21 protein-coding genes and 2 pseudogenes are annotated in these 25,029 nt (G+C 61.9%); 7 read left to right on the top strand and 16 right to left on the bottom strand.

All coding sequences use genetic code 11. The features are described 5' to 3' along the window. Positions 1-81 precede the first annotated feature (81 nt). The gene (locus tag A9W96_RS25490; protein ID WP_197499642.1) at positions 82-771 is read right to left on the bottom strand and encodes a nitroreductase family protein; all 690 of its coding nucleotides are present in this window, start codon (positions 769-771) and stop codon (positions 82-84) included. A 198-nt stretch (positions 772-969) separates the two neighbouring features. Further along, positions 970-1,386 (bottom strand): PaaI family thioesterase, encoded by a 417-nt coding sequence (locus A9W96_RS25495; RefSeq protein WP_067143992.1) that lies wholly within the window; start codon positions 1,384-1,386, stop codon positions 970-972. Between the two features lie 628 nt (positions 1,387-2,014). On the opposite strand from A9W96_RS25495, the gene A9W96_RS25500 reads away from it, so the two are divergent. Further along, a complete protein-coding gene (locus A9W96_RS25500; RefSeq protein ID WP_067143994.1) occupies positions 2,015-2,770 on the top strand; it encodes an isocitrate lyase/phosphoenolpyruvate mutase family protein in 756 nt (251 codons plus the stop codon). A gap of 172 nt (positions 2,771-2,942) precedes the next feature. On the opposite strand, the gene A9W96_RS32895 is transcribed toward A9W96_RS25500, so the two are convergent. From A9W96_RS32895 to A9W96_RS25540, 11 genes and pseudogenes are all read right to left on the bottom strand, one after another. After that, positions 2,943-3,179 carry a hypothetical protein gene (locus A9W96_RS32895; protein ID WP_231999907.1) on the bottom strand — a complete coding sequence of 79 codons (237 nt, stop codon included), beginning with the start codon at positions 3,177-3,179 and terminating at the stop codon, positions 2,943-2,945. 103 nt (positions 3,180-3,282) lie between these two features. Then, a pseudogene (locus A9W96_RS32900) lies at positions 3,283-3,600 on the bottom strand (HD domain-containing protein); the annotation flags it as partial. 63 nt (positions 3,601-3,663) lie between these two features. Beyond that, complete coding sequence (locus A9W96_RS30855) at positions 3,664-4,281, bottom strand: zinc-binding dehydrogenase (protein ID WP_197499643.1); 618 nt, start codon at positions 4,279-4,281, stop codon at positions 3,664-3,666. Between the two features lie 9 nt (positions 4,282-4,290). Beyond that, positions 4,291-4,647 (bottom strand): alcohol dehydrogenase catalytic domain-containing protein, encoded by a 357-nt coding sequence (locus tag A9W96_RS30860; RefSeq protein ID WP_197499644.1) that lies wholly within the window; start codon positions 4,645-4,647, stop codon positions 4,291-4,293. Between the two features lie 8 nt (positions 4,648-4,655). Next, positions 4,656-5,354, bottom strand: coding sequence for an isochorismatase family cysteine hydrolase (locus A9W96_RS25515; protein WP_067143996.1), 699 nt, complete (start codon positions 5,352-5,354; stop codon positions 4,656-4,658). A 473-nt stretch (positions 5,355-5,827) separates the two neighbouring features. Continuing rightward, positions 5,828-6,397, bottom strand: a pseudogene (locus A9W96_RS32905) (UbiX family flavin prenyltransferase); the annotation flags it as partial. A 25-nt stretch (positions 6,398-6,422) separates the two neighbouring features. Beyond that, positions 6,423-7,997, bottom strand: a complete 1,575-nt coding sequence (locus A9W96_RS25525; RefSeq protein ID WP_082972609.1) for a UbiD family decarboxylase — start codon at positions 7,995-7,997, stop codon at positions 6,423-6,425. A gap of 309 nt (positions 7,998-8,306) precedes the next feature. Then, a complete protein-coding gene (locus A9W96_RS25530; RefSeq protein WP_156765411.1) occupies positions 8,307-8,792 on the bottom strand; it encodes a nuclear transport factor 2 family protein in 486 nt (161 codons plus the stop codon). Positions 8,793-9,045: 253 nt separating this feature from the next. Further along, complete coding sequence (locus tag A9W96_RS25535; RefSeq protein WP_082972610.1) at positions 9,046-10,038, bottom strand: SDR family NAD(P)-dependent oxidoreductase; 993 nt, start codon at positions 10,036-10,038, stop codon at positions 9,046-9,048. Between the two features lie 100 nt (positions 10,039-10,138). Further along, positions 10,139-10,474 (bottom strand): DUF1272 domain-containing protein, encoded by a 336-nt coding sequence (locus tag A9W96_RS30865; protein WP_369830872.1) that lies wholly within the window; start codon positions 10,472-10,474, stop codon positions 10,139-10,141. A 104-nt stretch (positions 10,475-10,578) separates the two neighbouring features. Next, a complete protein-coding gene (locus A9W96_RS25540; protein ID WP_067144004.1) occupies positions 10,579-11,547 on the bottom strand; it encodes a GlxA family transcriptional regulator in 969 nt (322 codons plus the stop codon). 136 nt (positions 11,548-11,683) lie between these two features. Here A9W96_RS25540 and A9W96_RS30870 point away from each other — a divergent pair, with 136 nt between their 5' ends. The 5 genes from A9W96_RS30870 to A9W96_RS30875 all read left to right on the top strand — a co-directional run bounded on the left by A9W96_RS30870 (position 11,684) and on the right by A9W96_RS30875 (position 18,747). Then, positions 11,684-12,703 (top strand): AraC family transcriptional regulator, encoded by a 1,020-nt coding sequence (locus A9W96_RS30870; RefSeq protein ID WP_197499645.1) that lies wholly within the window; start codon positions 11,684-11,686, stop codon positions 12,701-12,703. A 68-nt stretch (positions 12,704-12,771) separates the two neighbouring features. Continuing rightward, positions 12,772-13,479: an SDR family oxidoreductase gene (locus tag A9W96_RS25550; protein ID WP_067144009.1), complete on the top strand. Its 708-nt coding sequence runs from the start codon at positions 12,772-12,774 to the stop codon at positions 13,477-13,479. A 254-nt stretch (positions 13,480-13,733) separates the two neighbouring features. Beyond that, the gene (locus A9W96_RS25555; protein WP_067144011.1) at positions 13,734-16,487 is read left to right on the top strand and encodes a LuxR family transcriptional regulator; all 2,754 of its coding nucleotides are present in this window, start codon (positions 13,734-13,736) and stop codon (positions 16,485-16,487) included. Between the two features lie 366 nt (positions 16,488-16,853). Then, entirely contained in the window at positions 16,854-17,474 is a 621-nt protein-coding gene (locus A9W96_RS31805; RefSeq protein WP_231999891.1) for an alpha/beta fold hydrolase, read from the top strand. 499 nt (positions 17,475-17,973) lie between these two features. Continuing rightward, complete coding sequence (locus tag A9W96_RS30875) at positions 17,974-18,747, top strand: helix-turn-helix transcriptional regulator (protein ID WP_197499646.1); 774 nt, start codon at positions 17,974-17,976, stop codon at positions 18,745-18,747. A gap of 349 nt (positions 18,748-19,096) precedes the next feature. On the opposite strand, the gene pcaA is transcribed toward A9W96_RS30875, so the two are convergent. From pcaA to A9W96_RS25580, 3 genes are all read right to left on the bottom strand, one after another. Further along, positions 19,097-19,960 (bottom strand): cyclopropane mycolic acid synthase PcaA, encoded by an 864-nt coding sequence (gene pcaA, locus A9W96_RS25570; protein ID WP_067144017.1) that lies wholly within the window; start codon positions 19,958-19,960, stop codon positions 19,097-19,099. A gap of 86 nt (positions 19,961-20,046) precedes the next feature. After that, positions 20,047-20,859 (bottom strand): class I SAM-dependent methyltransferase, encoded by an 813-nt coding sequence (locus A9W96_RS25575; RefSeq protein ID WP_067144019.1) that lies wholly within the window; start codon positions 20,857-20,859, stop codon positions 20,047-20,049. Positions 20,860-20,923: 64 nt separating this feature from the next. Further along, positions 20,924-21,580 carry a TetR/AcrR family transcriptional regulator gene (locus A9W96_RS25580; protein WP_067144021.1) on the bottom strand — a complete coding sequence of 219 codons (657 nt, stop codon included), beginning with the start codon at positions 21,578-21,580 and terminating at the stop codon, positions 20,924-20,926. A gap of 236 nt (positions 21,581-21,816) precedes the next feature. Here A9W96_RS25580 and A9W96_RS25585 point away from each other — a divergent pair, with 236 nt between their 5' ends. Then, entirely contained in the window at positions 21,817-22,506 is a 690-nt protein-coding gene (locus tag A9W96_RS25585; RefSeq protein ID WP_369830874.1) for a TetR/AcrR family transcriptional regulator, read from the top strand. Positions 22,507-25,029: the final 2,523 nt, after the last annotated feature.

Below are 25,029 nucleotides of genomic sequence, written 5' to 3' on the forward strand. Positions count from 1 at the left end.
ATCCCCCCTTTTGCGTCGATTTGGTCCGGCGCGAGCAGGCTGCAGCGGACCTTAGCCCGGGTGGCGGTATTTGGTGCCGCGTCACCAGGTGTCAACGTGCAGGACCTGGTCCAGCGGAAGCCGACAGCCCGGTTTGAAGGTCTCGCCCGTGTAGTAGGCCGTCGGTAGTAGCGCAGCGTGATAGACGTTGTCGGGGTAGCCGATCAGCGCTCGGATTTCGTCGTTGACTCTGGTCGTGAGCGAAGTCCAGGCGACTCCTAGCCCGCGCGTCCGGGCGGCCAGCATGTAGCTCCAGGCGGCGGGCATGATCGAGCCCCAAGTGTCGGCCTGGTTCTCCGCGGTCAGTTGACCGTCGCCTTCGACTTCGATGCACGGCAACACGAGCACCGGCACCTCCGCGAGGTGTTCAGCGAGATAGGCGCCGCTGTCGGCGGTCTTCTGCTGAGTGGCCCTCAGCGCGGGGACATTGGCGTGCCGCTTCGCTACCGCATGCGGCGAATCAGCGAGCCAATTCCATTGTTGTAGATAGATATCTGCGATTTTCAGACGCAGCTCACAGTCATGGACGACGACAAAACTCCAGTGTTGCTGGTTCGCCGACGTCGGTGCCTGCAATGCGATGTTGATGCATTCCCGGATTAGATCCGGCGGGACGGGGCGCGTGAAGTCCAGACGCTTGCGGACGGAGCGAGTAGTGGTGAGCAGGGCGTCGGTGTTCATCTGCACGATCGGAAACTCGTCCACCAGTTGCTGTTCCACCGCGTAGTCCATTCTCGAATATCGCGAACTAACCTGATTCGCAGGCTATGACGTGCCCAATCGTGTGCGCTGTCAGAATGTTCAGCAAACGATATGCGGTGCCTTCTTCGTCCGCTGTCTGATCGGTCCGGTCAGATGCAGTAGGCGCGGAAACGGTTGTTGCTCTGCATGACTTGCCACCGTCCGGCCGGGCGCCGAGTGTCGTCCTGCCTACCGGGGTTCAAGCAGCAACTGTGTGCATCGGAAGACAGCGATCGTGGACCGCGCCTTGCCCGCTGGGTTGACGGTGACGACGGCGTCCCAGATCTGGGTGGTGCCACCACGGTGAACAGCGTTGGCGTGGACCGCGATTGTGTCGCCAACACGCGCCGTTCCCAAGAAGTTGGTCTTGAGTTCGATGGTGGTAAACCCGGTTTTGCCGGCCGGGAGCAAGCCTAGGCATCCGTATCCGCATGCGGTGCCGGCGAGCGCGACAACCGTGGCTGCGTGCAGGTAGCCCGAGGGCGCAAGATGCTCTGCCCGAACGATCATGGAGCCCTCGATGGCGACTTCTGGCTCTTGATATCGCATTTGCATCTGCAGGAGCCCCGGTAGTCCGGGTAACGCCGCATCGATGGTCTTGCTCATCGACGGCAGCTCAGCCGTATTGGTGGTGTGGTCATCGAGTCAGCTCCCACTCGGCCGCGATGCTGCGGCGAGGTATCGCGACGCTCTCGGTCGAGTCAACGCGCGCAGGCGCGGCGAATACCGGTGCAGCGCAGGATATCAGTGACAGCGGCGCCCATACTCGGTGGGAGATCTGCACCATTACTCCTTCACGACTCTTACCTCAAACGGAGCTCTGCGCCAGAACCGGCGGCGGCGATGACCTTTTCCCGTACCTGGACCCATTCGGCTTAAATCCAGAACTTCATGTCCACGATATGCAGGTCAAGGCGGGCACCGCTATCAGATTATTCAGGCTAGCGAATCGCAGATGAGCCGCCATATTCGTCGGAGCTTGTCGGCAGACAGTGTCCTTCGCGCCCGGGCCGGTTAGAGGGGTCACCGTGACCACAGGCAGCTCGAACGCCGAATTCGGTGTCTCCATATTTTTTGACAGCGTGTCGGCACAGTCGTCCCCTAACGTCGGATACGAAAGAATTGCGCCGCCTCGCGAGTGGGTTGTACGCCAACTCGGCTGCGATGCAGCCGGTTACAACGTGCGCGGCCGCCTTAGCAGAGGCTATGCCGCCGGTATTCGAGAGGGAATGTGATGGATCAGGCAAGCAAGGCCCGCCGTCTCGCTGAGCTTCACACCCAGGGCGCACCGCTTGTTCTCTACAACGTCTGGGATGCCGGCAGCGCTAATGCAGTCGCCAAGGCGGGGGCGTCCGCCATCGCGACGAGCAGCTGGGAAGTCGCGAAGGCCCACGGCTACGAGGACGGCCAAGACATCCCTCTGAAATTCGCTGAATCGATCCTCGCCCGTATCGCAGCATCAGTTGACCTGCCGGTCAGCGCCGACTTCGAAGGCGGATATACCGAAGACGACGCCGAGCTGGCCGACAACACGTCACGCCTCTTGGACGCCGGCATAGTAGGAATCAACTTCGAGGACCAAATCATCAGCGGGTCAGACCTTTACGACATCGACCGACAGGCCGTGCGCATTGCCACGATCCGGGGCGCAGCAGACGAAGAAGGCATCCCGCTGTTCATCAACGCGCGCACGGATCTGTTCCTCGGTCGAGGCAACGACCCCGAATCCACCGTCGATGCCGCACTGGCCAGGGCGAGCGCTTACGCCGCCGCCGGAGCGTCCAGCTTTTTCATCCCGGGCCTGCAAGAAGAGCATTTGATCGCCCGGATCTGTGAAGGTGTGTCACTGCCGGTCAACGTGATGGTGATGGACGGTGTGCCGTCCACTGAACGGTTGGCTGAGATCGGCGTACGACGCATCAGTTACGGTCCGATCCCCTTCATCAACACGATGAAAACCCTAGAGCTGGAGGCCGCGAAGCTGTTCTGAGGCTCGGCATGACACCGGCCTGCGCGCAGGACACTCCAGATAGGCGCGTTGACAACGCCCCGACATTGACGCTGAGACAGCCTCTCGGGTTGGGTGTTTCGATTTTCGGCGGGGTAGTTTGCTCAGCGCTCGGCGTCTCGACGGCCCGAACCGAGCGGGGTTGCGCTGACGCTTAGGCGCCCCAGCGGCTGGTGTGCGCTGCGCGCTCTAGCGAGGTGAGTTCACCGTTGCGCCGATCGCCGAGCAGCACCGCCGGCATGGAGAACAGGGGTGCGGCTTCGGGGCTTTTCATCGCGTGGGCGACCACGGCATCGACGAGGGCACGCTCCATGTGCAGACGGGGGTAGCGCGCATGGATCGCGGCAGCGGTGGCGTCGTCGACAAGGTCGACGTTGCGGCCGAAATCCATGCCGATACCACCTCGGACCAAATAGCAGACCGGTCCACGCCGTTCGGCGATCCCCGCCGGAGGTGTGCAAGGCGATGGCTTCCCACACACTGTCCACGGTGTCAGCGCCATAACCGTGGTTGGTCAAAAAACCTGCGGCCAGATCGGCGCCCTCGACTTCGAAGCGGGTTTTTCCCGCGGCGTTCGATCCGGCGCCCAGGTCGTGCAGCACGCATCCGAAGAACACGGCCTCACGGTCGTAATCAGGCCCCGCCCGCAACCCGTCGTTGTCGGCGAGCAGTTCGGCGAAGAGGAAGCTGCGCACGCTGTGGTTGAACACCGGCGCCGACTCTGTGGTACGGGCGAGTTGGAGGGCCGCCGACGCGGCTCCGGACCCGAGTACCTCGGGGATCGTCGTCATCTGCTCACCGGCCGCTGTCATCGAGCGACGCGGATCGCCGAGATCGAAGGCGCATCTGAAATGATGATGCTGGCACTGTCGCTCTCAGCGCGGGTCCGGAGTGAGGATGGCTTTTCCGCGGAATTGCGCTGCGGTGGTTACGGCCTGGGCGAACTGGGCGAAAGTGAACGTGTCGGCAACCGGCGATGAGATGGCTCCCGAGACGACCAGCGGGGCCAGGTATGCGTAGATGTCGGTGAGCTTGTCACAGTTCCTGGCGTCCTGGAGCCAGTTGAACACCCAATAGCCGTGGCCCGATTGTCCGAAAAACAGCAGCCGTGGGCCCGACAGCGCGAACGGTTTTCCGCTCATCCCGCTGTAGACCACGACGTTGCCGTACAACGCCAGCGACTTCAGTAGCTCTTCGGTGGTGCTGTCGCCGACGCAGTCGAACGCGAGCATGATGTCGGCGTTGTTGGTCGCGGCTGCGACGCGCTGCGGCAGATCCGGGCCGTCGATCAGTACAACATCTGCACCAAGGGCAAGCAGCTCGTCGACCAGCTCGGGGCGCCGGACCACATTGATCGTGCGGATCCCCATCGCCTTCGCGATGGGGACTACCGCCCGACCGATCGAGGAGTTGGCGCCGTTTTGCAGCAGCCAGTCCCCCGGCTGGAGGTGCCCGAAATCGGTCAGCATCACGTAGGCAGTGAGGGGGTTCATGCCGAGCATCTACAGTTGGTTGACATCCCCGTCGGGCAGCGGCCGAAGCCACGGCGCGCTGGTCTTGACCTGTTGAGACCACGCCGGGGTGAACGGTGGCATGAGTGTCCGGTCGCCCTCGGTCACATGTGTGACATTGCTACCTACCGCTGACACCCGGCCTACCCCTTCGACTCCGAGGATGTGCGGGGCAGGCGGCTGATATCCGTATGTGCCGGCGATCATCCATAAGTCCGTTGGCTGGATCGGCGACGCTTCGACATCGATGATGATCTCGTCGGGTCCTGGCGGTCCGAGATCGGGGATGTCGACGACGCTCACCCCGTCGGCTCGATCGCCGTGGCTGTTGAGGGCAATAGCTTTCATGTCACACCTCAGGCCTGCGCTGCTGCGGTCATCCGGGTCAGGGTTTCGGCGGTGGTCCATACCGCGTTAGCCATGAAGCGGTAGTTGACCATCGCCGCGGTGTAGGCGTCACCTTCTTCGTTGCGCCCACCCGCGACCGCATCCCGCACCATGGCGACCTCGAAGCCGTGCTCGATGATGTCGCGCATGTGGCTTTCCAGACAAAGGTTGCCGACCGGGCCGGCCATGATCACCTTCTCGATGCGCCGCATGCGTAACTGTTTGATGACGTCGTTGTGCCACGTCGAGAAACCTTTGTGCGGAGATGTATTGGCTGTCTTGCCATCCATCAGGTACTTCTTGAACGGTTCGAAATAGTCAGCGCCAGAACCGGTGAGACCGTCGAGGTCCAGTGGGTCTGTGCGCAGCACGAAACCGCCCGGGACACCGGTGAGGTAGTCCGCGATCGCGCCGCCCGGCGCAATCCATTGACCGTCCGTCGGATAGTAGTAGTGCGGGGAATGAATGACGGTGTAGTCGTTGTCTTTGGCGCACTGCAGCAGCTGCTCCAAGTGGTCGATGACGTTGCGCTCCTCCAGGGCGTCAGCGATCAGCGGGTAATACGAGCCGTTTTCTGACAGGAATTCGTTCTGTATGTCTGCGAGCACCAAGGCTGTGTGCTGATAGTCGAGCTGCATCTCAGGGTTGTGATGGGTGAACGTGAGCATTCGGCAGTCCTTCGGAACGAGTGGCCAAGCAGGTGAGTGCGCTGTGCTGCGTGATGATTCAGAGTCCACTAGCGACGCTATGCGGCAGAAGCCCCGCCGCGCTATCGAAATATTTGGCAGGGTGTCATGGCCAGTGGCTACCGGATCCTGCTTGTCTCAGAGAATTTCATGGACTCGGATGCCGCCCGAACGAAATACCAATTGTGTGGCGGGCGCTGGACGAGACTCTGTGGCGGCGTCACTGGGACGAGGTTCGCAATATCTCCCGTTGCGATGACGACGACGCGACCGGACTCGTTGTAGTACGTGTGCGCCTCGACGTCGGGGTCGATACTGCGAAGCTGATCCAGCAGTTCGCTTTCGGCCCACGCCCGCAGTTGTTCTGGCCCGTCATCACACACCGCTTCCCACATCAGTGTGGTGCTGGGCGCTCGTGCGTCCCGACCGCTCGGCCGCACCCGTTCGCGTTGTGCGCGTGCATCCGACAATCCGGTCCAACGCTTCGAGTAGTCGATGTCGAGGCCGAGTTGATCAAGGACACGGACAGCGATGTGGTCCACGACGTCTTCGAGGTTGGCTGGCCGGTTGTAGAAGGCCGGCATGGGCGGACAGATCGCGACGCCCAGACGGGCCAGCGCCAGCATGTTGTCCAGATGTATTGCATTGAGTGGTGTCTCGCGCGGTACGACACACAAATTGCGGCGTTCTTTGAGGACCACATCCGCTGCTCGTGTGATGAGGTTGTCGGCCAGGCCGTGCCGGATGGCCGCTAACGTCCGCATAGAGCACGGTGCAACCACCATGGCGTCGACACGAAATGAACCAGACGACACTGCTGCGCCCTGGTCGCCTTCGTGGTGGACGACGTCGGCGAGGGACTGCACTTGCGCGGGGGTGTAGTCGGTTTCAGCGCTGATGTTGAGCCGGGCCCAGCGCGACATGATGAGATGCGTTTCGACGTCGGCGATGTCGCTGAGTCGTTCGAGTAGGCGGATACCGAAAATCACGCCTGTCGCCCCTGTGATGCCGACTATGACCCGCACCGCGAGGCCTTTTGGGTGCGAGTTGTCATCTCCAGCAATGGTTTCGATGCGAAGGCATGTCGGGGAATCCGTAGGTGGTCCATTTATCGATCACTTTCTGCTGGAGTTCAGCTGAAAAGTTGTGGGTAAAATCCGCCTTGATAGGTCGGTCGGCGTCGGTCCACTCGTCGCGGTGGAGCCCGATCAGGACTGCCTTGGCAGCTGTCATCGCCGACTTTTCCTGCTTGTTCAGATAGACGATCAGTGGAATCGCGGTCTGCTCGTCGATCAGGACGACATCTTCGACAGGATGCACTCGTGTCAATGTCGCCCACAGGACTTCGCCGGCCGATGTCGGGTCGACATCGTCTTCGACGATGAGAATTCGTGGTGCGATCTGACCGGCTTTAGTGCCGACCACGTCGGTGGCCATCCTGGTGGCGAATTCGTGGCGTGACGTGGTCCCGGACAGCGATCGCCAGTTGTACGGGACGGTGATTACCAGGATGTGGTTGGCCGCCATGAACGGCATGTAGACCGAGTTGACTGGATACCCGTGTTTGCGCAGGTCTGCAAGAACGACCGCCGAATTGGCGATGCCCCAGACGGTGTGGTCTTCTTCGGGCGGGAAGCCGGCCGAAGCGACTGGCAGGATGGCATGATCCCGATAGCTCAGAGCCGTCACGTGATAGACGGGTTTGGCTGAGCGTGCGGCCGGTAGGAGGTAGCCCGGGTATTCCGACATCGGGCCTTCGGCGTGGGTTTCCTCGATGCTGACGTAGCCCTCGATGACGATCTCTGATGACGCCGGCACATACAGATCGACGGTGTGGGCCTTGACGACCTCGACAGGTTCTTTGAGGTAGGCCCCGATCGCCGATGCCTCGGAGACGTGGTCGGGCAGCGGCATCCCTGCGAAGTACGGCACGACCGGTTCCTGGCCCAGTGACAGCGCGAACGGCATGTTCTCGCCTCGGTCTTTCCATAACCGGAAGATCTGTCCCAGGTGCTGCATCGGCTGGAAGAGCCCTGCCATGGTGTTTTTGTCGCGCAGCGCGATTCGTGAGATTGACCAGTTGATCCAGTGTTCGTCGGGGTGTGGCGCGATGACCGTGCCGTAGGTGTTGATAAAGCGATCGCCGTCTCCGTCGTGAATCAACGGGGACGGCAGCGCGAACAGGTCGATGTCGTTGCCGGTGAGCACGTTGGCCTGAAACGGTGCGCGGTCGACTATGCGCGGCGCGATCGGTTCGGCTTCTTGGACATGGGAGAGCGCCTCGACGATATCGGTGCCGGAGGCATCGGCGGGGAGTCCTAGTGCGGTAGCGGCCCGGATGAGTTCGCGGCCCGGTAGAGAACTGACGCCGCCGGGGGCTCCCAGCACCCGAAAGCCTGGCTGTGCACCTGAAATGTTGGTGAACAGCGGTGCCGGAGCGCCGTTCTCATTGACCCGTCGGATGATGGCGCCTATTTCCAGGTTCCAGTCCACAGGCTCGTGGACCTCGACGAGGTCGCCGTACTGGGCCAGGATCGCGAGGTGTTCACGCAGGTCTTTGATATGCCGTGGCTTGAAGTTCGGATCGGCGTAGGGGCTCGTGGCCCTTGCGTGCGTTTGTGTCATCGTGCCCGCCTTCTTTCCGTGTGTCCCAGATCTGGTGACGAACTGCCGTGCATGTACAAATTAGAGCGATCTGGTGTCGCACGGCTATCAAATAAATCGTGAAAATTACTGTCTAGCACCGTGATAGCGTAAATAATCAGATCCGCGTCTGCTAACCGGCTAGACGCGTCCGGGAGCGACGACACCGCGTGCAGCAAGCCCCGAACCGCGGGGATAATCGTTAGTTTCGCACTCCGCGTTGACGCCACCGGCGAGTGGGCGAACGCGGATTGAGGCGCGCTCAGGTCGAACTTCGCTGTAGTTGGCGGCTCAGCACGTGCCCAGCCGTCTTCTCCGCTCGCCTTCCCGGTCGCCAAGACTGCGCACTGAGGGATTCTCGTCACAGATGTCGGCGATGCCGTTAGGAAGCAGGGCTATTGCGGCGGGGACCTGATCGATGAATTCGCGCAGTAGTTTCATCTTTCCGTCGACGGCGAGCACCAGGCCGCCATAGTGAAAGTTGAAGCGGCGCGCGGTATTCGTCAGCTTGTCGACTCGAAATTCGGCGAACATGGCATCGGGTGTGTCGATGTGGACATCGATGTCGATGAACTCAAACCCGGGCACAAGGACCAGCAGCGTGCTCAAATAGGCCTCAAGGGCGGGGCGCCCCTGGTAGCGTGGGGTCAGTCCGAGCCGTGGCCAGAACGGGAAGTCCAGCACCCCGTCGTCGGTGTAGCAAGCTGCCGCGGCAACCGCATCGCCGTCGGCCATGGCCTGTGCATAGCGAAGAAAGATCTCGCGCGCAGTCGTCAAGGTGCTGTCCTCTCGTGGTGTTCGCGGGGCCGTAAATGTCACCCGCTCAGGGCCCCGCCCATCGGACGCTTTATGGTTCTTTGCCTAAACGGTAATCAGGAGCCAAGCCTTTGCGCTGTCAATAAATTGCGGTATCGATCTACGCGCCGAAACGTATGCGCCGCAACGTTCATCAGTGCTGCGCTCGCCACGATGGTCAGTTCGCGTAGTGAAGTAGTTCACGTGTTGATCTGGTCGCCGCAACGCCGCAACGCTACGGGTTTATTTGGACGACGACCTTTCCCATCGGTCCGCTGGCGAGTCGTTCGAAGGCCTGCGGTAGCTCCTCGAAGGGGAACACCCGATCAATGAGTGGCCGCGCTCCAGAGCGGGCCAATATCGTCAAAAGGGCGTGCCAGGCGGCGCGATGCTCCTCGGGTGTGTAAAGACTCAACGCCATCGCGCCGATCCGCAGCCAACGCGAAAACAATATGCCTGTATCGAAATGAGGCACCGGGCCGCCGAGATTGCCCACCAGACTGAGTTTGCCCCGGTCGTCCATGGCTTCAATGACGTCAGGAAACCCTTTGCCTCCAAGAGAATCGACAGCCAGGTTTGCTCCGCGCCCTCGTAGTGCTTCTTTCGCGCGCGCCGGCCACTGGCAGTCTTCAGGATCAAACGTGAACGTCGCTCCAAGCTCTTTGAGACGATGCTGCTTTTCCTCGCTACGCGAAAGCGCAACGACCGTGTGGCCCATCGCCGCCGCGAGTTGCACCGACGCCACCCCGACCCCCCCTGACGCACCGGTGACCAGCACCACCGAGTTCGGCGTGAGCGGCTCCCACATCGTCAGCGCACGGTATGCCGACAGGTACACCACGGCCGCACCTGAGGCCTCTTGTTCGGTCCAGCCCGCGGGAACCTCCGCCAAGACTTCTGCCGGCACCGAGACTTGCTCGGCGAACATCCCCCAGCGCGCCAACCCAACCTGGCTGCGCAGCAGCACACATGTCTGCCCCACCTGCACATCCCTGACGCCGTTGCCGACTTTGACCACCGTTCCGATGCCGTCACGTCCCAGCACATGCGGTGCGGGAGGATAAACCGGATACGGGTATCGCTTCTCCGCCATCATCCGGTCGGCCGGATTCAGCGCTGCGTAGTGGACTTCCATCACCACTTCGCCTTCGATCGGGACGGGATCAGGCACCTCTTCTAAGCGCACATGGTCCACTCCCGCCGATCCGTCCCATAGCCACGCTTTCATAACTGCCTCTCCTTCAACGCGTTCGGTGCAGCTGCTCGTGCGCCTGGACGGGCACAGGCACCCCGGCCTCCGATGTTCGCGCGGGCGATTGCTGTCGGTGTCACGATCGCCTGTGCTTCGGGTCAGCTGACGGCTCGCGTCCAGGCGGATACTGGCTCAACAGTCGTCTCGGACGGGTGGGCCGAAGTACCAAGTTGCCGCCGCAATTCGGGCAGGACCCTGCGAGGTCGCCGTCCGCGCAAATGGCGCAGAAAGTGCATTCGAATGTGCAGATTCGCGCCTCGGGAGATCCGTTAGGCAATGCGCGCCCGCATCGTTCGCACTCTTCGCGCAAACCCATGATTGCCATCGCAGCATCGTCTACCGTTCGCGAGTCGTATATGCGTCTGCCCGACGCCGACCAGTGCACCGACCGCTCGTGCTTGCGAAGGTGCATCGGCTTTGGATCAACGTAGTTCCCGCCTGCCCGGCTGAGCTGTCAAGATCTTTGGCACTTGTGATACAGCAGCGGTGCGGATTGATGGCCCACAATCACGTCGCCTACAAACGCTTTTCGGAGACCTGGGCGTATTGGCCGAAGCGGTGGCGGTAGTCAGACGGCGAAACACCGCGCACCCGGAGAAATGAGCGCCGCATCGAATCGGCACTGCCGAAGCCGCACTGGGCGGCGACATCATCGAGTGTGCTAGTGGACTCTTCGAGTCGACGTTGCGCGGACTCAACGCGGACCTGATCGACGTAACGGGCGGGAGTCTGACCCACCTCGCGCGTGAACACGCGGGCGAAATGCCGAGGGCTCATGTGCACCCGTTGCGCGAGCACGTCGACAGACAGATCTGCGCTGACATTGTCAACAATCCATGCCTGCAGTTCACGAAGGGGCTCGCGGTCGGCGGTTTGAGTCGCCAATGCGGTGCTGAACTGCGATTGCCCACCCGGCCGGCGCATGAACAACACGAACTCACGCGCGATCGTCATCGCAGCTTGATGGCCGAGATCTTCTTCAACAAGGGCTAGGGCCAGGTCCATTCCGGCGGTGACGCCGGCCGACGTGTAGATGTTGTCCGACCGAATAAATATCGGTTCGGAATCGACGACAACGGAAGGAAAGCAGCTGCGTAGTTGGTCGCTGAAACGCCAATGGGTAGTTGCCTGACGGCCTTCCAGTAAGCCGGCAGCCGCCAGCGCGAAAGCGCCGGTGCAGATCGATCCGACACGGCGCGCCTTCGCAGCCAAGCGCCGCAGATGGTGCACGAACGTTTCGTCCTCGATCATGTCGAATACCCCATAGCCGCCGGCCACTATGAGGGTGTCGATGGCGCCGCGCACATCCGCGAGCGCGACATCAGCGCGCAACCCGACCCCGGATTCAGCGTTGAAGCTTCCGGCCTGCGGTGCTGCAACCTCAACCCGGTATGCGTCGGCCTCCGCGAATACTTCGTAAGGCCCGGACAGGTCCAAGGACTGCACGCCGGGAAAGCCGACGATGACTACCCGTCTAGCTCGCATGAGTCGTCTCCGGTGGTGAGCAAGCACGCTATGGCAGAAAGTGGCGCATATATGTCATAGCAGACATGGCGAACAATTCCTATCGTGGTGCTTGCCTACGAGAGCCACCAGACACTGCAGGAGTGCGACGAGCGAAGTGAAGAAATTGCGAACGCAGGAAGGGTTTTCCGCGCCCAGTTCTGCGCCTGCTGATGTGGAGAGTTGCGGACGCGCGCCGGAGTATCAGGCACGGCCGCTGCTACGGACGGCGACCGTTGCGGCCTGGGACGTGCAGTGCCCGGGCTTGTGCCGGGTCAAGGCAGACGAAGAAATGGTCCAGGCAACGCGGCTCGTCTTTCCTTATCGTGGTGTGTTCGTGAGCTGGGTTGGTGCGAAATCGCATGTCGCCGACTCGAATCAGATGCTCGTTCTCAACGCGGACGAGCCGTATCAGGTTAGCCATCCGGTTGCCGGCGGGGATGCAACCTTGGCAGTGGCGGTCGACCCGGCGACCTGGTTGGAAGTTGTGCCCTCTGAGGACCGGTTGCCGCGGGAAAGGCCGGCGCTCAATCGATCGATTATGCAGATCGATGCACGCACGCAAGCCCTAGCGGCACGGCTGCGGCAGCGCCTCTCACGCGGATCGGTGGGGTATCTAGAATCCGAGGCGTTGGCGCTGCAGCTCGCGCGACATGCATTGACAGGTAGCCCTGTTCACCCCGCCGGAGCCCGGGTGCGGCAGCGGCAGAGGATGGCCGAACGGGTGAAGCTGTTGCTCTCTGCCGATCCATGGCGCCGGTGGACGCTGGCTGACATTTCCCGCGAGGTCAACGTCACCCCGGTCTACCTCACCGACGCGTTCCGTAAAGCCGAGGGTATCCCGCTGTACCGGTATCACTTACGGCTGCGCCTGGCTATCGCCCTGACCGTGGTGGCTGAGAGCGACGACCTGGCGGCTCTCGCCGTTGACCTCGGCTTCTACAGCCACAGCCACTTCAGCTCGGCGTTTAAAAAGACGTTCGGATGCTCTCCGTCGGATTTCAAGAAGTCGGTCACCGGTCTCCGCAACCACGTCGCTACCGAATATCACATGATGTCTGAAGATCTTGACAGCGCCGCCGCGTCCGTTTCGCATAGCGTCGCAATGCCGGGGTTGCCGGCGAAAGACGTTGCCTAGACGTTGATCTGGCATCGCCGAAAGCCAACGGAGAGCAATGCGCTGCCCCGATACGAAAGGGTACTTCCATGGATATTGAGGGGTCGGTCGTCATCGTCACCGGAGCGAATCGGGGTATCGGGGCGGAATGGGTCCGCCAGCTACGCGAACGTGGGGCTGCCAAGGTCTACGCCGGCGCCCGCGATCTACTATCGGTGCCGCCTGCCGACGGCGTCGTACCTATTGGGCTCGATGTGACCGACAGGACGCAAGTTGCGGCCGCGGCCGCGCAGGCTACTGACGTCCAGATCGTCATCAACAATGCTGCAGTGTCATTCCGACAGCCGCTCATCGGGTCAGACCTAGAGAAAATTCATGCGGAGTTCGAAACCAACGTGTTCGGCCCCATCTATATGGCCGAGGCGTTCGCGCCGGTGCTGAACGCCAATGGCGGCGGAGCTATCGTCAACGCGCTTTCGGCCGTCTCATGGTTCTCGTTCCCCGGTATGGCCGGTTACAGCGCGACCAAGGCGGCCGCGTGGAATCTCACCGACGCGCTGAGGCTCGAGCTTCAGGACCAGGGCACGCTGGTGGTCGCCCTTCATTCAGGAGCCGTGAGTACCCCGATGGGCGACAATTTCCCAATCGACAAGATCGACCCGAACCAGGTGGTGACCGCTGCCCTGGACGGACTGCGGGCGGGAACGACCGAAATCCTCGCTGACGAGATCAGCCGTGTCATCAAAAGCACCCTGACGTCGGACCCATCTCGGTACGCGGCCATTCTTAGCGATTGAATCGTCGGCGCTCAGCGTCATCGCACGCACATCACCATCGCGCTCGGCCGCTATGACGTAAATCCAGCAGATCCTGCCATCGCGACGTCGGCGGTCCGGCACAGGTACGGAAGTTGTCTGTTCCTTCGATCGCATTGACCTGCATCAAGGTGCCCGCTGCGGCTGCTCTGTCGAAATTGAGCCCGTCCACAGCATCACCCGTTTACCCAGATCAGGGCTGTACCGTCTTACCATGTTCAGGGGACCGTACCCCAATGAATAGCGCCGGCCTGGTGGGGCGACGCCGCGAGACGCGACAACTCGCCGAGCTCGTCGCCCAAGCGCGCACCGGGCGGAGTGCGGCGCTGGTATTGCGCGGCGACCCCGGCATAGGAAAATCGGCGCTCCTCGACGAAATCGCTTCCGCTAGCGGTTGCATCACTCTGCGCGCCGCGGGCGTACAAGCTGAAATGGAACTCGCCTTCGCCGGCCTTCACCAGCTCCTGACTCCGATCCTCGGCGGCCTCAACTTTCTGCCTGCCCCTCAACGCGAAGCTCTGTCTATTGCCTTCGGCATCAGCAACGGCCCGCCACCCGACCGCTTCTTTGTCGCGCTAGCCGTGCTGAACTTGCTCGCTCAGGCCGGCGGGCGAGAGCCGCTGCTGTGCCTGATCGATGACGAGCAGTGGCTCGACCGCGCGTCGGCCCAAATCTTGTCGTTTGTCGCGCGCCGCCTCGACGCGGACCCGGTTGCACTGATTTTCGCCAGCCGCACGCACAGTGACGAGCTGACAGGCTTACCAGAGTTGATCGTGGAGGGGTTGGTCGGCCCGGACGCCGACGCGTTGCTCGACCGTGTGCTCACTGGGCAGCTGGACCCACAGATTCGGGCTCAAATTATCCACGAAGCCGCGGGAAACCCTCTGGCGCTGCTGGAGTTACCCCGCTCCGTCAACCCGTCTGATCTCGCTGGCGGGTTCGGCTTTCCTCAAGCGATGGCACTTTCGGGGCGAATCGAAGAAAGCTTTGTGCAGCGCCTCGAAGCACTGCCCAAGCCAAGCCGCGCCGTGCTGCAATTGGCCGCAGCCGACCCCGTCGGTGACCCCGCCTTGATCTGGCGGGCCGCGATGTTGCTCGACCTTGGAGTGGACGCGGTACGGAAAGCCACCGAGTCGGGGCTCATCGAGTTCGGGGCGCGCGTCCAGTTTCGTCATCCGCTGGTCCGCTCAGCCGCGTACCGCTCGGTACCGCCATCGCAACGCCACATCATCCACGACGCGCTGGCACGTGCGACTGACTCAAGCCGCGACCCCGACCGCCATGCGTGGCATCGCGCCCAGGCGTGCGCGGTACCCGACGAAGAGGTGGCAGCCGAATTGGAGCACTCCGCGGCGCGCGCGCACCGCCGCGGTGGATTCGCGGCCGCGGCAGCCTTTCTCGAGAACGCAGCGATGCTGACGCCGTCGCCACCGACGCGGGCAGCACGATTGTTAGCGGCGGCGCACGCAAAACGTGATGCGGGCGCCCTCGATGCGGCTCTGGGCCTTCTCGTCGCGGCTGTGGCTATGCCTCACAATGACGAGCAAGCAGCGTCGATCTCGCGATTACGTGGCCAGATCGCGCAAGACCAGCTGCGCGCCAAGCACGCAGTGCAACTACTTCAGAACTCCGCCGAGCAGTACGGATCTCTACGGCCGGAGGCGGCGCGCATGGCCCAACTGGAAGCGATCGATGCTGCGGTGTGGGTTGGAGAGGTTGATGGCGTCTATGGGCTGCGCGCTGTGGCATCGGCCGCGTTGAAAGTTCCGCCCGCCACGGATTCGCCGCGCGCGGTGGACATTCTGCTTACGGCTGTGGCCACGCGCACGATCGACGGTCACGCGGCCGCCGCCCCCATGCTGGGTGTCGCGCTCGAGCGCCTGCTGGAGCCAGACGTCGATGCGCGAACCGACATGGACTGGCTCTGGCTGATGCGCTCGAAAATGAGCGCGTTGCTCGCATCAGAAGTGTGGGATTTCGACGCCTGGCACACGTTGGCTCTGCGGCAGACTCAGTCCGCCCGACAGATCGGCGCCTTGCTCTATCTGCAATTTGCCGCCAGCTATCTGGCTTGGACTCATATTCAACGCGGCGAGTTCAGCGCCGCCGAACTGCTCATTAATGAAGATCGCCTGCTCGCCGAAGCAACGGGCAATGCACCGCTGCCCTTCATGCCCATTTTGCTCGCCGCCTGGCGCGGCGACGAGGCCGAGACCAATGCGCTTTTTGCACGGGAGATCGAGCCGGTCATGGCAGCCGAGCTGGGTCTCGTCGCCGATTTTCTTTGGTATGCGAAATCAGTGCTCGCCAACAGCCTTGGCAAGCATGATGATTTGCTGACCTATGCACGCCGGGTCTTCGACGCCGACCATTTAGGCATGGGATCTTTCGCGGCCGGCGAACTCGCCGAGGCGGCCGCCCGGGTCGGTGATACCGCCACGCTGCGCGGTGTCTTGGAGTGGGTGAGCGATCGAGCTACGTCCTGCCCCACCGCCTGGGCGCTGGGCGTCGAGGCCCGCGTTCACGCTTTGTTAGACGACGACGGCGACCACTGGCACCAACAGTCCATCGAGCACCTCACTCGCGCCGGGTTGCGCGCTGAGACCGGGCGGGCTCACCTGCTCTACGGCGAATGGTTGCGACGAACCGGACGGCGCGTCGATGCCCGCCAGCAGCTACGCGCGGCTGCCGAGATCATGGACTCGCTCGGCATGGCCGGCTTCGCCGAGCGCGCCCGCCGAGAGCTGTCGGCAACCGGTGAAAAAGTAAAGAAGCGTTCCGCCCAAACAGTGTCAGCCGCGCTCACCCACCAAGAACTGCACGTCGCGCTTCTGGCACGCGAGGGCCTGTCCAACAACGAAATCGGCACACGGCTTTTCATTAGCCCGCGTACCGCCCAGTACCACCTCCGCAAGGTCTTCGCGAAGCTTGACATCCGCTCGCGCAGCGAACTAAGTCATGTCCTCGCCGCCAACGTGGCGCACATTTAGCATCAGGCGCTTCTGCGAAGCGGCCGCACTTCTCGCAAGCAGCCGATGACTAGCCAATGGCGGACGCGAAGAGACTTAGACGCATCACACACTGCGTGTACATGAAACCTTCGCGGCACAGCTGTGGTGAGAGGGATGGTCGGTGACCCGGTGGTCGTCTACGCCTATGCGGCCTCGGTTCGGCACGGTCGACGGCATTACGGTCCGGTTTGCGCGAAACGAGCCACGCAACCGGCACGCATTGCTCTTGAGCCCGTGGCCGGAAAGCCTCTACGCCTACGGGAGGATGTGGCCGCACCTGACCGGGCACGCCCATGTGGTCGCGGTCGACTTGCCCGGTTTCGGCGCTCCGAACGGCGCGACGACTTGTTTTCCCCTGCAGCATTAGGCGAGTTCATCATTGCCGCCGTCGTCGCCTTCGCACTGCACAGACCGCACGTTGTGGCACCCAGCATCGCCACAGCAGCCGCCCTTTTCGCCGCTGCGAGCCGCCCGGACCGTTTTGCCACGCTCACCGTCGGACCGGGCCCCGCACTGGTGCCTCTCGCAGTCGGACCCGATCTACGCGGCTGGACCCATATGGACACCGACACCGACACCGTCGACAACGATCTCAGCAGACCGCGCGCTCGCGTCATCGAACTCCTGAGTCACATACAGCGTCACGAGCTGGAAGACGAAGTACGAGAGGACTATCTACGCAGTTACGACGGTGATCGACTGACCGGCACGCACCTCTACTGGCGGCGCCTGCGCCATGAGCTGCCAGCGCTCGTACAATTGCTGCCGAAAATCCTCGTCCCCACTCTCATCATCGCTGGCCGCCAAGACCGCCTGATCCCTTGGAGAAACGCCGAATTCCTGCATCAAAGCCTGCCTGGCAGTCAGCTGTCCTGTGTTGACGCGGGTCATTTCGTTTGGGAAGACGCAGCCGAACAGTACGCAGTGTTGGTGAGGGATTGGTGGGAGGAGTACAACTCGCCGTAATCGCCTCACTAGCGGCCTGACTGGCCATTGGCAGACGCGACGACCACTAGTAAATCGCGAGACTCCAGGTATCCGAATAAGCCCGCTAACACCCGCGGCAGCCGAAAGTCGGAGCCATTTGCCAGTGACCGGACCGGAGGCCGCGATGTTCAGCACGAAGCCGGGCGCGATAAAAACCTGCACTGCTGCCGGCGAACCACGAGAGCTCGCGTCAACAACCCACTGCCGAAAATACTCCGGATACGTTGCTGTCAAACATCATTCAGAACGGTCGGCAGACAACGGTCGATCGGGATGCGCTCGGCACAGTTCCGGACACAGCGCACGCTTACTGCTGCGCACCGACGCTGTCACCGCGTGGGATGTGACACAAAACGCCGAGTCGCTGAGGCCGCCCGACCAAAAGCGCGCGCCAAGCACGCAGTTCTCATTTCCCTACCGCGGCGCCAACGTGAAGTTCTCGGGCACCAGGAGGTACGTCGCAGACTCCAATCACGCCATGCTCATCGCAAAGAACGAGTTGTACACGCTGCGCCACCCGACCACTGGCGAACACGCAATGCTGACCGTCGAAATCACACCGGAAGCTCTATCACGCGCTCTGCCGACCCAATGCGAAGACCTGCCGGACTTGGTGACGCTCAACCGCGGATGCCTACCCATCGCGCCCCAAACCCAGGTACTCGCGACACACCTGCGCGAAAAGCTATCGCGACGGTCGGTCGACCAGCATGAGGCCGAAATCACGGCATTACAACTCATCCGGCGCACCCTACAAGATGGCATCTCCCCCGCCACCCCCCGCCACGGACGTCCCGCTGAACTGGCAAACCAAGTCAAGCTGCATCTCTCAGCCGATCCGTGGCGGCGGTGGACACTGAAAGAGATGGCCGAAACAGTCTGTGTCACACCGATATACCTCACCGATGCATTCCGACGAGTCGAGGGGACCCCGTTCTACCGATACCACCTTCGATTGCGGCTAGCCTTCGCGCTCACCTTGCTCGCAAGCTGCGAAGATCTCACGACTTTAGCTATCGAGCTCGGCTTCAACAGTCACAGCCACTTCAGCGCGGCTTTCAAGAAGACGTTCGGACAAACACCCTCGGCTCTTAGAACAGCGATCTCCGGCGACCCTCCGTTATGCGCCGGCGCTAACAATCATTCGGCCAGCAACCGCGTTGACGTGAGGTTCTACCGTTCCCAGCGGAGCTCTGGCCAGGACGAAAGGCTCACCAGGGCAACAGTAGTCGCAACCGAATTTGTCGCTTGAGACAGGACACAGAGTTTGAGAACCCACCCCCAAGAGGAACTACGGTCCTGATAACTCCTGATTCTGCCGGCCCAGTTGGCAGCTTGCTTCACCCTGGCCAGGGATCGCACAGACGCCGGCACGAACACCGGTTCGCGTTTGTCTCACTCCAATGTCCAATTGGACACGCAGTGGACATTCCATTTGAGAATTGGACACGGGATTTGAGAACCTACAACTGCGCGGTTGCCGACCACGCTCGACGCGTCGAGGCAATCTTGTCCGTTGGCGCTCGTCACGCATAGCGACCGTCGGGTACGGGTGGTCCCAATACGTCAACCGTGCTCCGATGTTATCGGAGGCGGCGCGGTTACTTCTCCAACGTGAACTGATTGACGTCGGTGTACCCCTCACGGAACAGCTTCGCGCAGCCGGTCAGGTACTTCATGTACCGGTCGTAGACCTCCGGGGACTGGATGGCGATCGCCTGCTCGCGATTGGCCTCGAGGGCCTCGGCCCACAGGTCCAAGGTCCTGGCGTAGTGCAGCTGCAGCGACTGGACCCGGGTCAGGTCGAAGCCCACGGTCACCCCGTATTCGCCCACGGTCTGAGGCGTCGGCAGCCAGCCGCCGGGGAAGATCTCGGCCAGGATGAACTGCGAGAACTGCACGATCTCGTGGGTCAGCTTCAGGCCCTTGGCCCGGGCATCTTTGAACGACGGACGAACGATGGTGTGTAGCAACATCACTCCGCCGGGCGGCAGCGCCTGGTAGGCCATCTTGAAGAAACGGCCGTAGCGCTGCCGGCCGAAGTGCTCGAACGCGCCGATCGACACGATGCGGTCCACCGGCTCGTGGAACTTCTCCCAGCCCTCCAACAGGACCCGCCGGCTGCGGGAGGTGTCCATCTGGTCGAAGGACTTCTGCACGTGCTCGGCCTGGTTCTCCGACAGCGTGAGGCCAATGACGTTGACGTCGTATTTCTCGATCGCCCGCCGCAGGGTGGCTCCCCAGCCGCAACCGATGTCCAGCAGCGTCATCCCGGGCTCGAGCTTCAGCTTTCCCAGCGCCAGATCGATCTTTGCGAGCTGCGCCTCCTCGAGCGTCATGTCATCGCGCTCGAAGTAGGCGCAGCTGTAAGTCTGTGTGGGGTCCAGGAACAGCCGAAAGAAGTCGTCGGACAAGTCGTAATGGGCTTGCACGTTTCCAAAATGCGGCGCGAGCTGCACAGACATATCACTGCTGCCTATGTCCCCGGTAGCGGTGGGCGCCCGGCCGTCGGCGGGCTGCCCTGTGGGACAACGTTTTTGGTGTCGTGTAGTCATGCCACCGTCCTTGACGTTCCAGGCCGGCGGAAGGTGAGGGCAATCGAGCGCAATCGGCTCGTGGGTGTCGGCAGGAATTCGATTTGCATGGCGGGGTCGGCGGCTTTTCCTAACGCGGTAAAGGCTGAGGGGCTGTAGGCGCGTAGCGCGCTGATGTAGGCGTCGTGCATGACGGCGCGGGCCGCGGCGAGCGGGCGCACTCGGAACGCGATGGCTGGGATCGTCAGCGGCAGCAGCGCCAGGGCCAGCGAAGGCATGCGCTTGAGGTCGACGATGAGGAAGGTTTTGCCGACTCGGGTGGCATCGGCGATGGCCTTGACTGCCACGGATGGCGGCAGGTGATGGAACGCGTTGGCGAACACCACCAAGTCGTAGCTGTCGTCGGGATCGTCGATGTTGGTGGCGTCGACGACCTTGGTTTTGACTCGGGGGTGGTGGCCCAGTGGGCCGTTGGCGACATTGTTGACTGAGTGGGGGTCTAGGTCGGAGATGGTGAGTTCGGCGGTAAGGTGCCGGTGCAGGATGTGGTCGGAGAGGCGGCCGTGGCCAGCGCCCAATTCCAAGATGCGGGGGTGATCGATACCAGCGACAAGGTCAACGGCGAGTTGGGCGGTGGAGGCGTGCGTTCCCTGGCGGGTGCCCATGTCGTCGAGTGCGGTGACCACGTATTGCTTGATCCGGTCGGGAATGTCGTAGCGGTCGGTGTATTCGAGCACGTCGGTTTGCAGACGACGGCTTAACCACGACGCATCGGGCCCACCGCGCGGCATGTCGTCAATGGGCGGGGTATGGGTTGCAGACGTGGTCATCGCAGGCCTTTCGTTACGGTTGGTGGGATCGTGAGAAGCGGTCGTCGCCCACTGTCGGCGGGGTTCATCGGTCCTGGACCACGGTGTGCAGTTGTTGCCTCGTCAGGGCCGGCGGTGCCTCGATGCCGACGGGCAGTTGTGACTCCGCGTGCAGCACGCCATCGATGGTCAGCCGCAATACGCGCCGCCAGAGCTCAGGGTGTTGGCTGCCGCCGAAGTCACAGACTGCTCCAATAGCCATCAAGACGAGCGGAAAGTCGGTGGCCGAGAAGTCTTCCCGTAGCCAACCCGTCCGTTTGGCTTTGTTGACCAGGACCGCCGTTTGCGAGGTGAGCTGGTCGAGCGCTGCGGCGTGAGTCTCGCTAGGGCGAAAGTCTTCAGCGAGGATGATCTGACGTAAACCTTTGTTGCTGGCGAGGTGTTCGGCCACCGTGCTCAGGAATGCCACCAATGCTGCGGCGGCGTCTTCCTGGCGCGCCGCGATCCACGCCAGTCCGGTGACCTCCTGGATTTTCACGGTAAATAACGCATCGATGAGAACCTGTTTGTCGCCGAAGCGGCGATGGACGGTGCCCACGCCGACGCCGGCACGCTCGGCGACGTCGGCCATCGACACGGCCAAGCCCCGCTCGGCGAACACCTCCATTGCGGCAGCCGAGATCTTTTGCATGTTGCGCGCCGCGTCTTGGCGCAGCGGGCGCGAGGACGCCTCGACTTGCATTGTCGTCACGAGCAAAACTCCTAAATGGATAGTTCTGATCCGTTTCTGCTTAGACCATACGCCGCAGAAACGGACAGCGCCATTCCAGTTCGCCGACGTGGCGTGTCTCGCGGTGGGGAAGTCATTTGGGCACAAAGGAGGCGACGTGAGATTTCGGGTCATCGACTGTGGCTGCAGCGGGCGCACAGGAGGACGCCTCCCCGCCACCGGATGTTTCGTATCCGTTTCGATGGAGTGTGCCGCAGACTACAATGAGTGGCGTGTCGTCGGAGTGTGGGCCGCGTCGCCCGCTGCGTAAGGACGCTGAGCGCAATCGCCAGCGGGTGGTTGAGGCTGCCCGAGATCTGTTCGCGTCGAGGGGACTTGAGGCAACTCTGAATGACGTCGCGCACCACGCCGGGGTGGGTGTGGGGACTGTTTATCGGCGGTTTCCGACTAAGGAATCGCTGGTCGAGGCGATCTTTGAGGATGGCATCGATGAGGCCACAGCACTTGCCGAGTCAGCGCTGCAAGAGAAAAATTCCTGGCGAGGGTTTGTCGGATTTTTCGAACAGTTCTGTGAGCTGACCGCGACCGACCGCGGATTGCGGGAAGCTGTGTTCAGCAAGGCTTACGGTGGGGATCGGGTTGAGGCTTCAAGGTTGAGATTGACCCCAGCAATTTCCAAACTCGTGGAGCGTGCCAAGGACGACGGTTATCTGCGCCCGGACGTCTCGACCACAGACATGCCTTTCCTGGCCCTGCTGGCGGGTACGGTCAGCGAGTACGCAGGCCATGTCGAACCACAGCTGTGGCGTCGCTATCTAGCGATTTTCCTCGACGGACTGCGCCCCCGCAGAGGACAACGACCCTTGGCTATCGCTGCGCTTGACGACGAACAACTCGACGCCGCGATGCGCACCTGGTATCCCGCAACATCTGGCTGACCCACAAACGATCGCCTCAGCACGGCAATGCCTCAGCGCTCGAAGCTAAGACGTTGCTGTCCAACAGGAGTGGGCGCCCCGGCTGCCTTTTACTGAGAACTCAGCGGGCGGCGGTTAGCACCGCTTGGTGACCTCTTTAAGGGCCCCAATGTTTTCCGTTCCCGACCGGTAGGCAAGCCGCCACAATGCAATTTCTTGCCGCGTACCTGCGGGTGCATCGTCTTCGTTGCTATCCCGTTACCCGAGGGCCCGGGTGGCCGAAGTGTCGCGCATTCCCATCGAGCTTGGCGACGTCACGCAAAATCGTCGACCGCTCAGCTCTGGTGGATGGCTACCTAACCGGGAGAACTGGATCAACACCATCCACTTATACCGTTAGGTTGCTCACTGCTTCCCCACACCGTCGCCGACCACCCGCCCGGGGGTGGCCGTCTGCCGCTGAAAGGTCCACTGACGACTACCTTTTCAAACGTCGGCCTCGCGCACGCGAGCCGGTTAGGCCCTTGCGCGACGAAACTGACCCAGCGTGACTCAAGGGGATGCTGGCATGCTGTATCCCCTGTAAGTGATAGGCGCCCTCGATGAACGCGGTGGTGGGGATCGCGGGGTGGGTGTGGCTTCCGCTACTGATCGTGATGGCTATCCCGGTCGGCGGCGCCTCGGTGATGAATTTGGGTGCAGTTTTCGGGCCGAATCCTATCCTGGTGGCGCCCAACAATTCTAAGGGCGCTGCAGACCTCATTCCAAGGTCCTCACCTACGAGGTGGTCGGCACTGGGGCCAGGGCGATCGTCAATTGCCCCATCTGTGATCTGCCGGTAAAGCGGGCGGATAGGGCGTCACAATCTGCGCCGCCGGCTAGATTCATTGAATAGCGGCCAGCATCAATTCTGGCGGCTCAAGCCGTTTAACCCGCAACGGAGTCAACGCTTCGCGCGCGCTTTGGCGGCCGCCTCAGCCTGGGTAGTTAGCCTCAGTCACGATGTTGTCTACGCGATGCGGGTTCAGTGCTCACGAACAGCAGCCGTTCAGGCACATGTGCCGTTCAGGCGGTAATCCCTGCTCTATGGCTTCCTCACACCAGCCACAGAGCGGCTGGCCCGACTCTTCGCACGCACACGCCATAAATTCCCCTTTGTTCTCGACCATCGCCCGATCTGTTGGCAGACGGTGGCCATCAGCAAATACATCACTGTGACGACGTACTGCGGCGCATGGGTAATTGCAGCCGCGTTAGATTGACGGCGCATCGACCATGCACTTGGCTTCGCGGTGGGGCCCATAGGGTGGGTGCGATTGGCAATCGAACCATGAGCCGCCCGGCTCAAGTTGGCACTTCCAACGTCCAAGGGCGTGGCATCAGAGCGAAATCCCTTCTTGCCGAACCATTCTCGATTCTACTCGCCGACCTAGGCAGCGGCCATGGACGACCGACGGCTGACAGTCATTTTTATCCAGCGGCTTTCGGTCCTGTAGCAGAGTCGGCGTCGGCAGCGATATCGACGCGGCTAATTCATGTCGATCGAGTAAGCGCCCGCTGAGCCGGCACCGAACGCGTCCAAGCAGGGAGGCGAGAAAGGTTATCGCGCGTGTTAGAAAAACCACGGAAAGTCAGGTTACATCCGCTCGCCCTTGTTACCGTCGGGTATTTTAGGGTGGAAATTGTGAGAAGATAGACAGTTGATTAGCGTGGGACGTTTTGCAATCGCCATGGTAATGGCGAGGGTCTACATCCGGTGCCAGATAGCAACGCGGAGTGAAGTTTTCGAGTGCAGTGCCATGACGGTCAGGGCTGGAAGTGTCACAGTCTTGGCTGACGCTGCCCACAGATATAAATAATGAAACGCGTTACAGTTTGGAAAGGTATCATCAGTTTTCCGTATGCAGGATGGTTTATTCGCAGCTCAGCGAAACGGACAGACTGTTCGGGCTTCTGATAGGAATTAGTGGGGGCGAACACTCGGCACGCCAAGCGATCCTTGCTGGCGTTGCGTGGGCGCGGGCATGCGGCGAGTTAGCAGGGTCTTCCCAGCGCCGATTTGAACCTCGGTTGCGTTTGCATCCTGCCAACCGGTGTCAGACTCGCTTCGCGAGGTAAGCGAGAAGGTGGCCCACGGGCCTGAACTGTTCCTCTACCGTTCCGACAAGTTGAGATCGACCTGCCGGGGCGGCGACTATCCGCCGGCCCCGGGCGAAGCTGACAGCCCGTAGCTTTTCGAGCGGAGCCGTGAACGAAGCCGACAGTGTTCGTTGTCCACTGGTATGCATCTACCGGCGCGGATGCGGGTTTCGGGTCGACCGATGCGGGCATCGAGCGTGCTACGGGGTCGACTCGATCGCGCGTCTGCACCTCGCGACGTCGTTGGAAGAGCTTCAGCAACAGCAGCCGACGCCCGACAAAACCAGTTCGCTCCAAATCGCTGTCTCAGCCGTTGCGGAGCAACAGACTGGTCACCAACGCTAAGCCCATACCGGCCAGATATTTCATCACTGTGACGATCTAGACCCGAGTGCTAGCCGGCAA

This window comes from Mycobacterium sp. 1245852.3 (assembly GCF_001669335.1).
Classification (GTDB): Bacteria; Actinomycetota; Actinomycetes; order Mycobacteriales; family Mycobacteriaceae; genus Mycobacterium; species Mycobacterium europaeum_A.

Coding starts and splice junctions, on each gene's coding strand:
- A9W96_RS25535 (WP_082972610.1), bottom strand. CDS start 10,038: ATGAAAGCGTGGCTATGGGACGGATCGGCGGGAGTGGACCATGTGCGC.
- A9W96_RS30865 (WP_369830872.1), bottom strand. CDS start 10,474: ATGCACCTTCGCAAGCACGAGCGGTCGGTGCACTGGTCGGCGTCGGGC.
- A9W96_RS30860 (WP_197499644.1), bottom strand. CDS start 4,647: ATGAAAGCTATTGCCCTCAACAGCCACGGCGATCGAGCCGACGGGGTG.
- A9W96_RS25540 (WP_067144004.1), bottom strand. CDS start 11,547: ATGCGAGCTAGACGGGTAGTCATCGTCGGCTTTCCCGGCGTGCAGTCC.
- A9W96_RS25555 (WP_067144011.1), top strand. CDS start 13,734: ATGAATAGCGCCGGCCTGGTGGGGCGACGCCGCGAGACGCGACAACTC.
- A9W96_RS30855 (WP_197499643.1), bottom strand. CDS start 4,281: ATGAACCCCCTCACTGCCTACGTGATGCTGACCGATTTCGGGCACCTC.
- A9W96_RS32895 (WP_231999907.1), bottom strand. CDS start 3,179: ATGGATTTCGGCCGCAACGTCGACCTTGTCGACGACGCCACCGCTGCC.
- A9W96_RS25575 (WP_067144019.1), bottom strand. CDS start 20,859: ATGACCACGTCTGCAACCCATACCCCGCCCATTGACGACATGCCGCGC.
- A9W96_RS25580 (WP_067144021.1), bottom strand. CDS start 21,580: ATGCAAGTCGAGGCGTCCTCGCGCCCGCTGCGCCAAGACGCGGCGCGC.
- A9W96_RS25525 (WP_082972609.1), bottom strand. CDS start 7,997: ATGACACAAACGCACGCAAGGGCCACGAGCCCCTACGCCGATCCGAAC.
- A9W96_RS25550 (WP_067144009.1), top strand. CDS start 12,772: ATGGATATTGAGGGGTCGGTCGTCATCGTCACCGGAGCGAATCGGGGT.
- A9W96_RS25490 (WP_197499642.1), bottom strand. CDS start 771: ATGGACTACGCGGTGGAACAGCAACTGGTGGACGAGTTTCCGATCGTG.
- pcaA (WP_067144017.1), bottom strand. CDS start 19,960: ATGTCTGTGCAGCTCGCGCCGCATTTTGGAAACGTGCAAGCCCATTAC.
- A9W96_RS30875 (WP_197499646.1), top strand. CDS start 17,974: ATGCTCATCGCAAAGAACGAGTTGTACACGCTGCGCCACCCGACCACT.
- A9W96_RS25515 (WP_067143996.1), bottom strand. CDS start 5,354: ATGCTCACGTTCACCCATCACAACCCTGAGATGCAGCTCGACTATCAG.
- A9W96_RS25500 (WP_067143994.1), top strand. CDS start 2,015: ATGGATCAGGCAAGCAAGGCCCGCCGTCTCGCTGAGCTTCACACCCAG.
- A9W96_RS25495 (WP_067143992.1), bottom strand. CDS start 1,386: ATGAGCAAGACCATCGATGCGGCGTTACCCGGACTACCGGGGCTCCTG.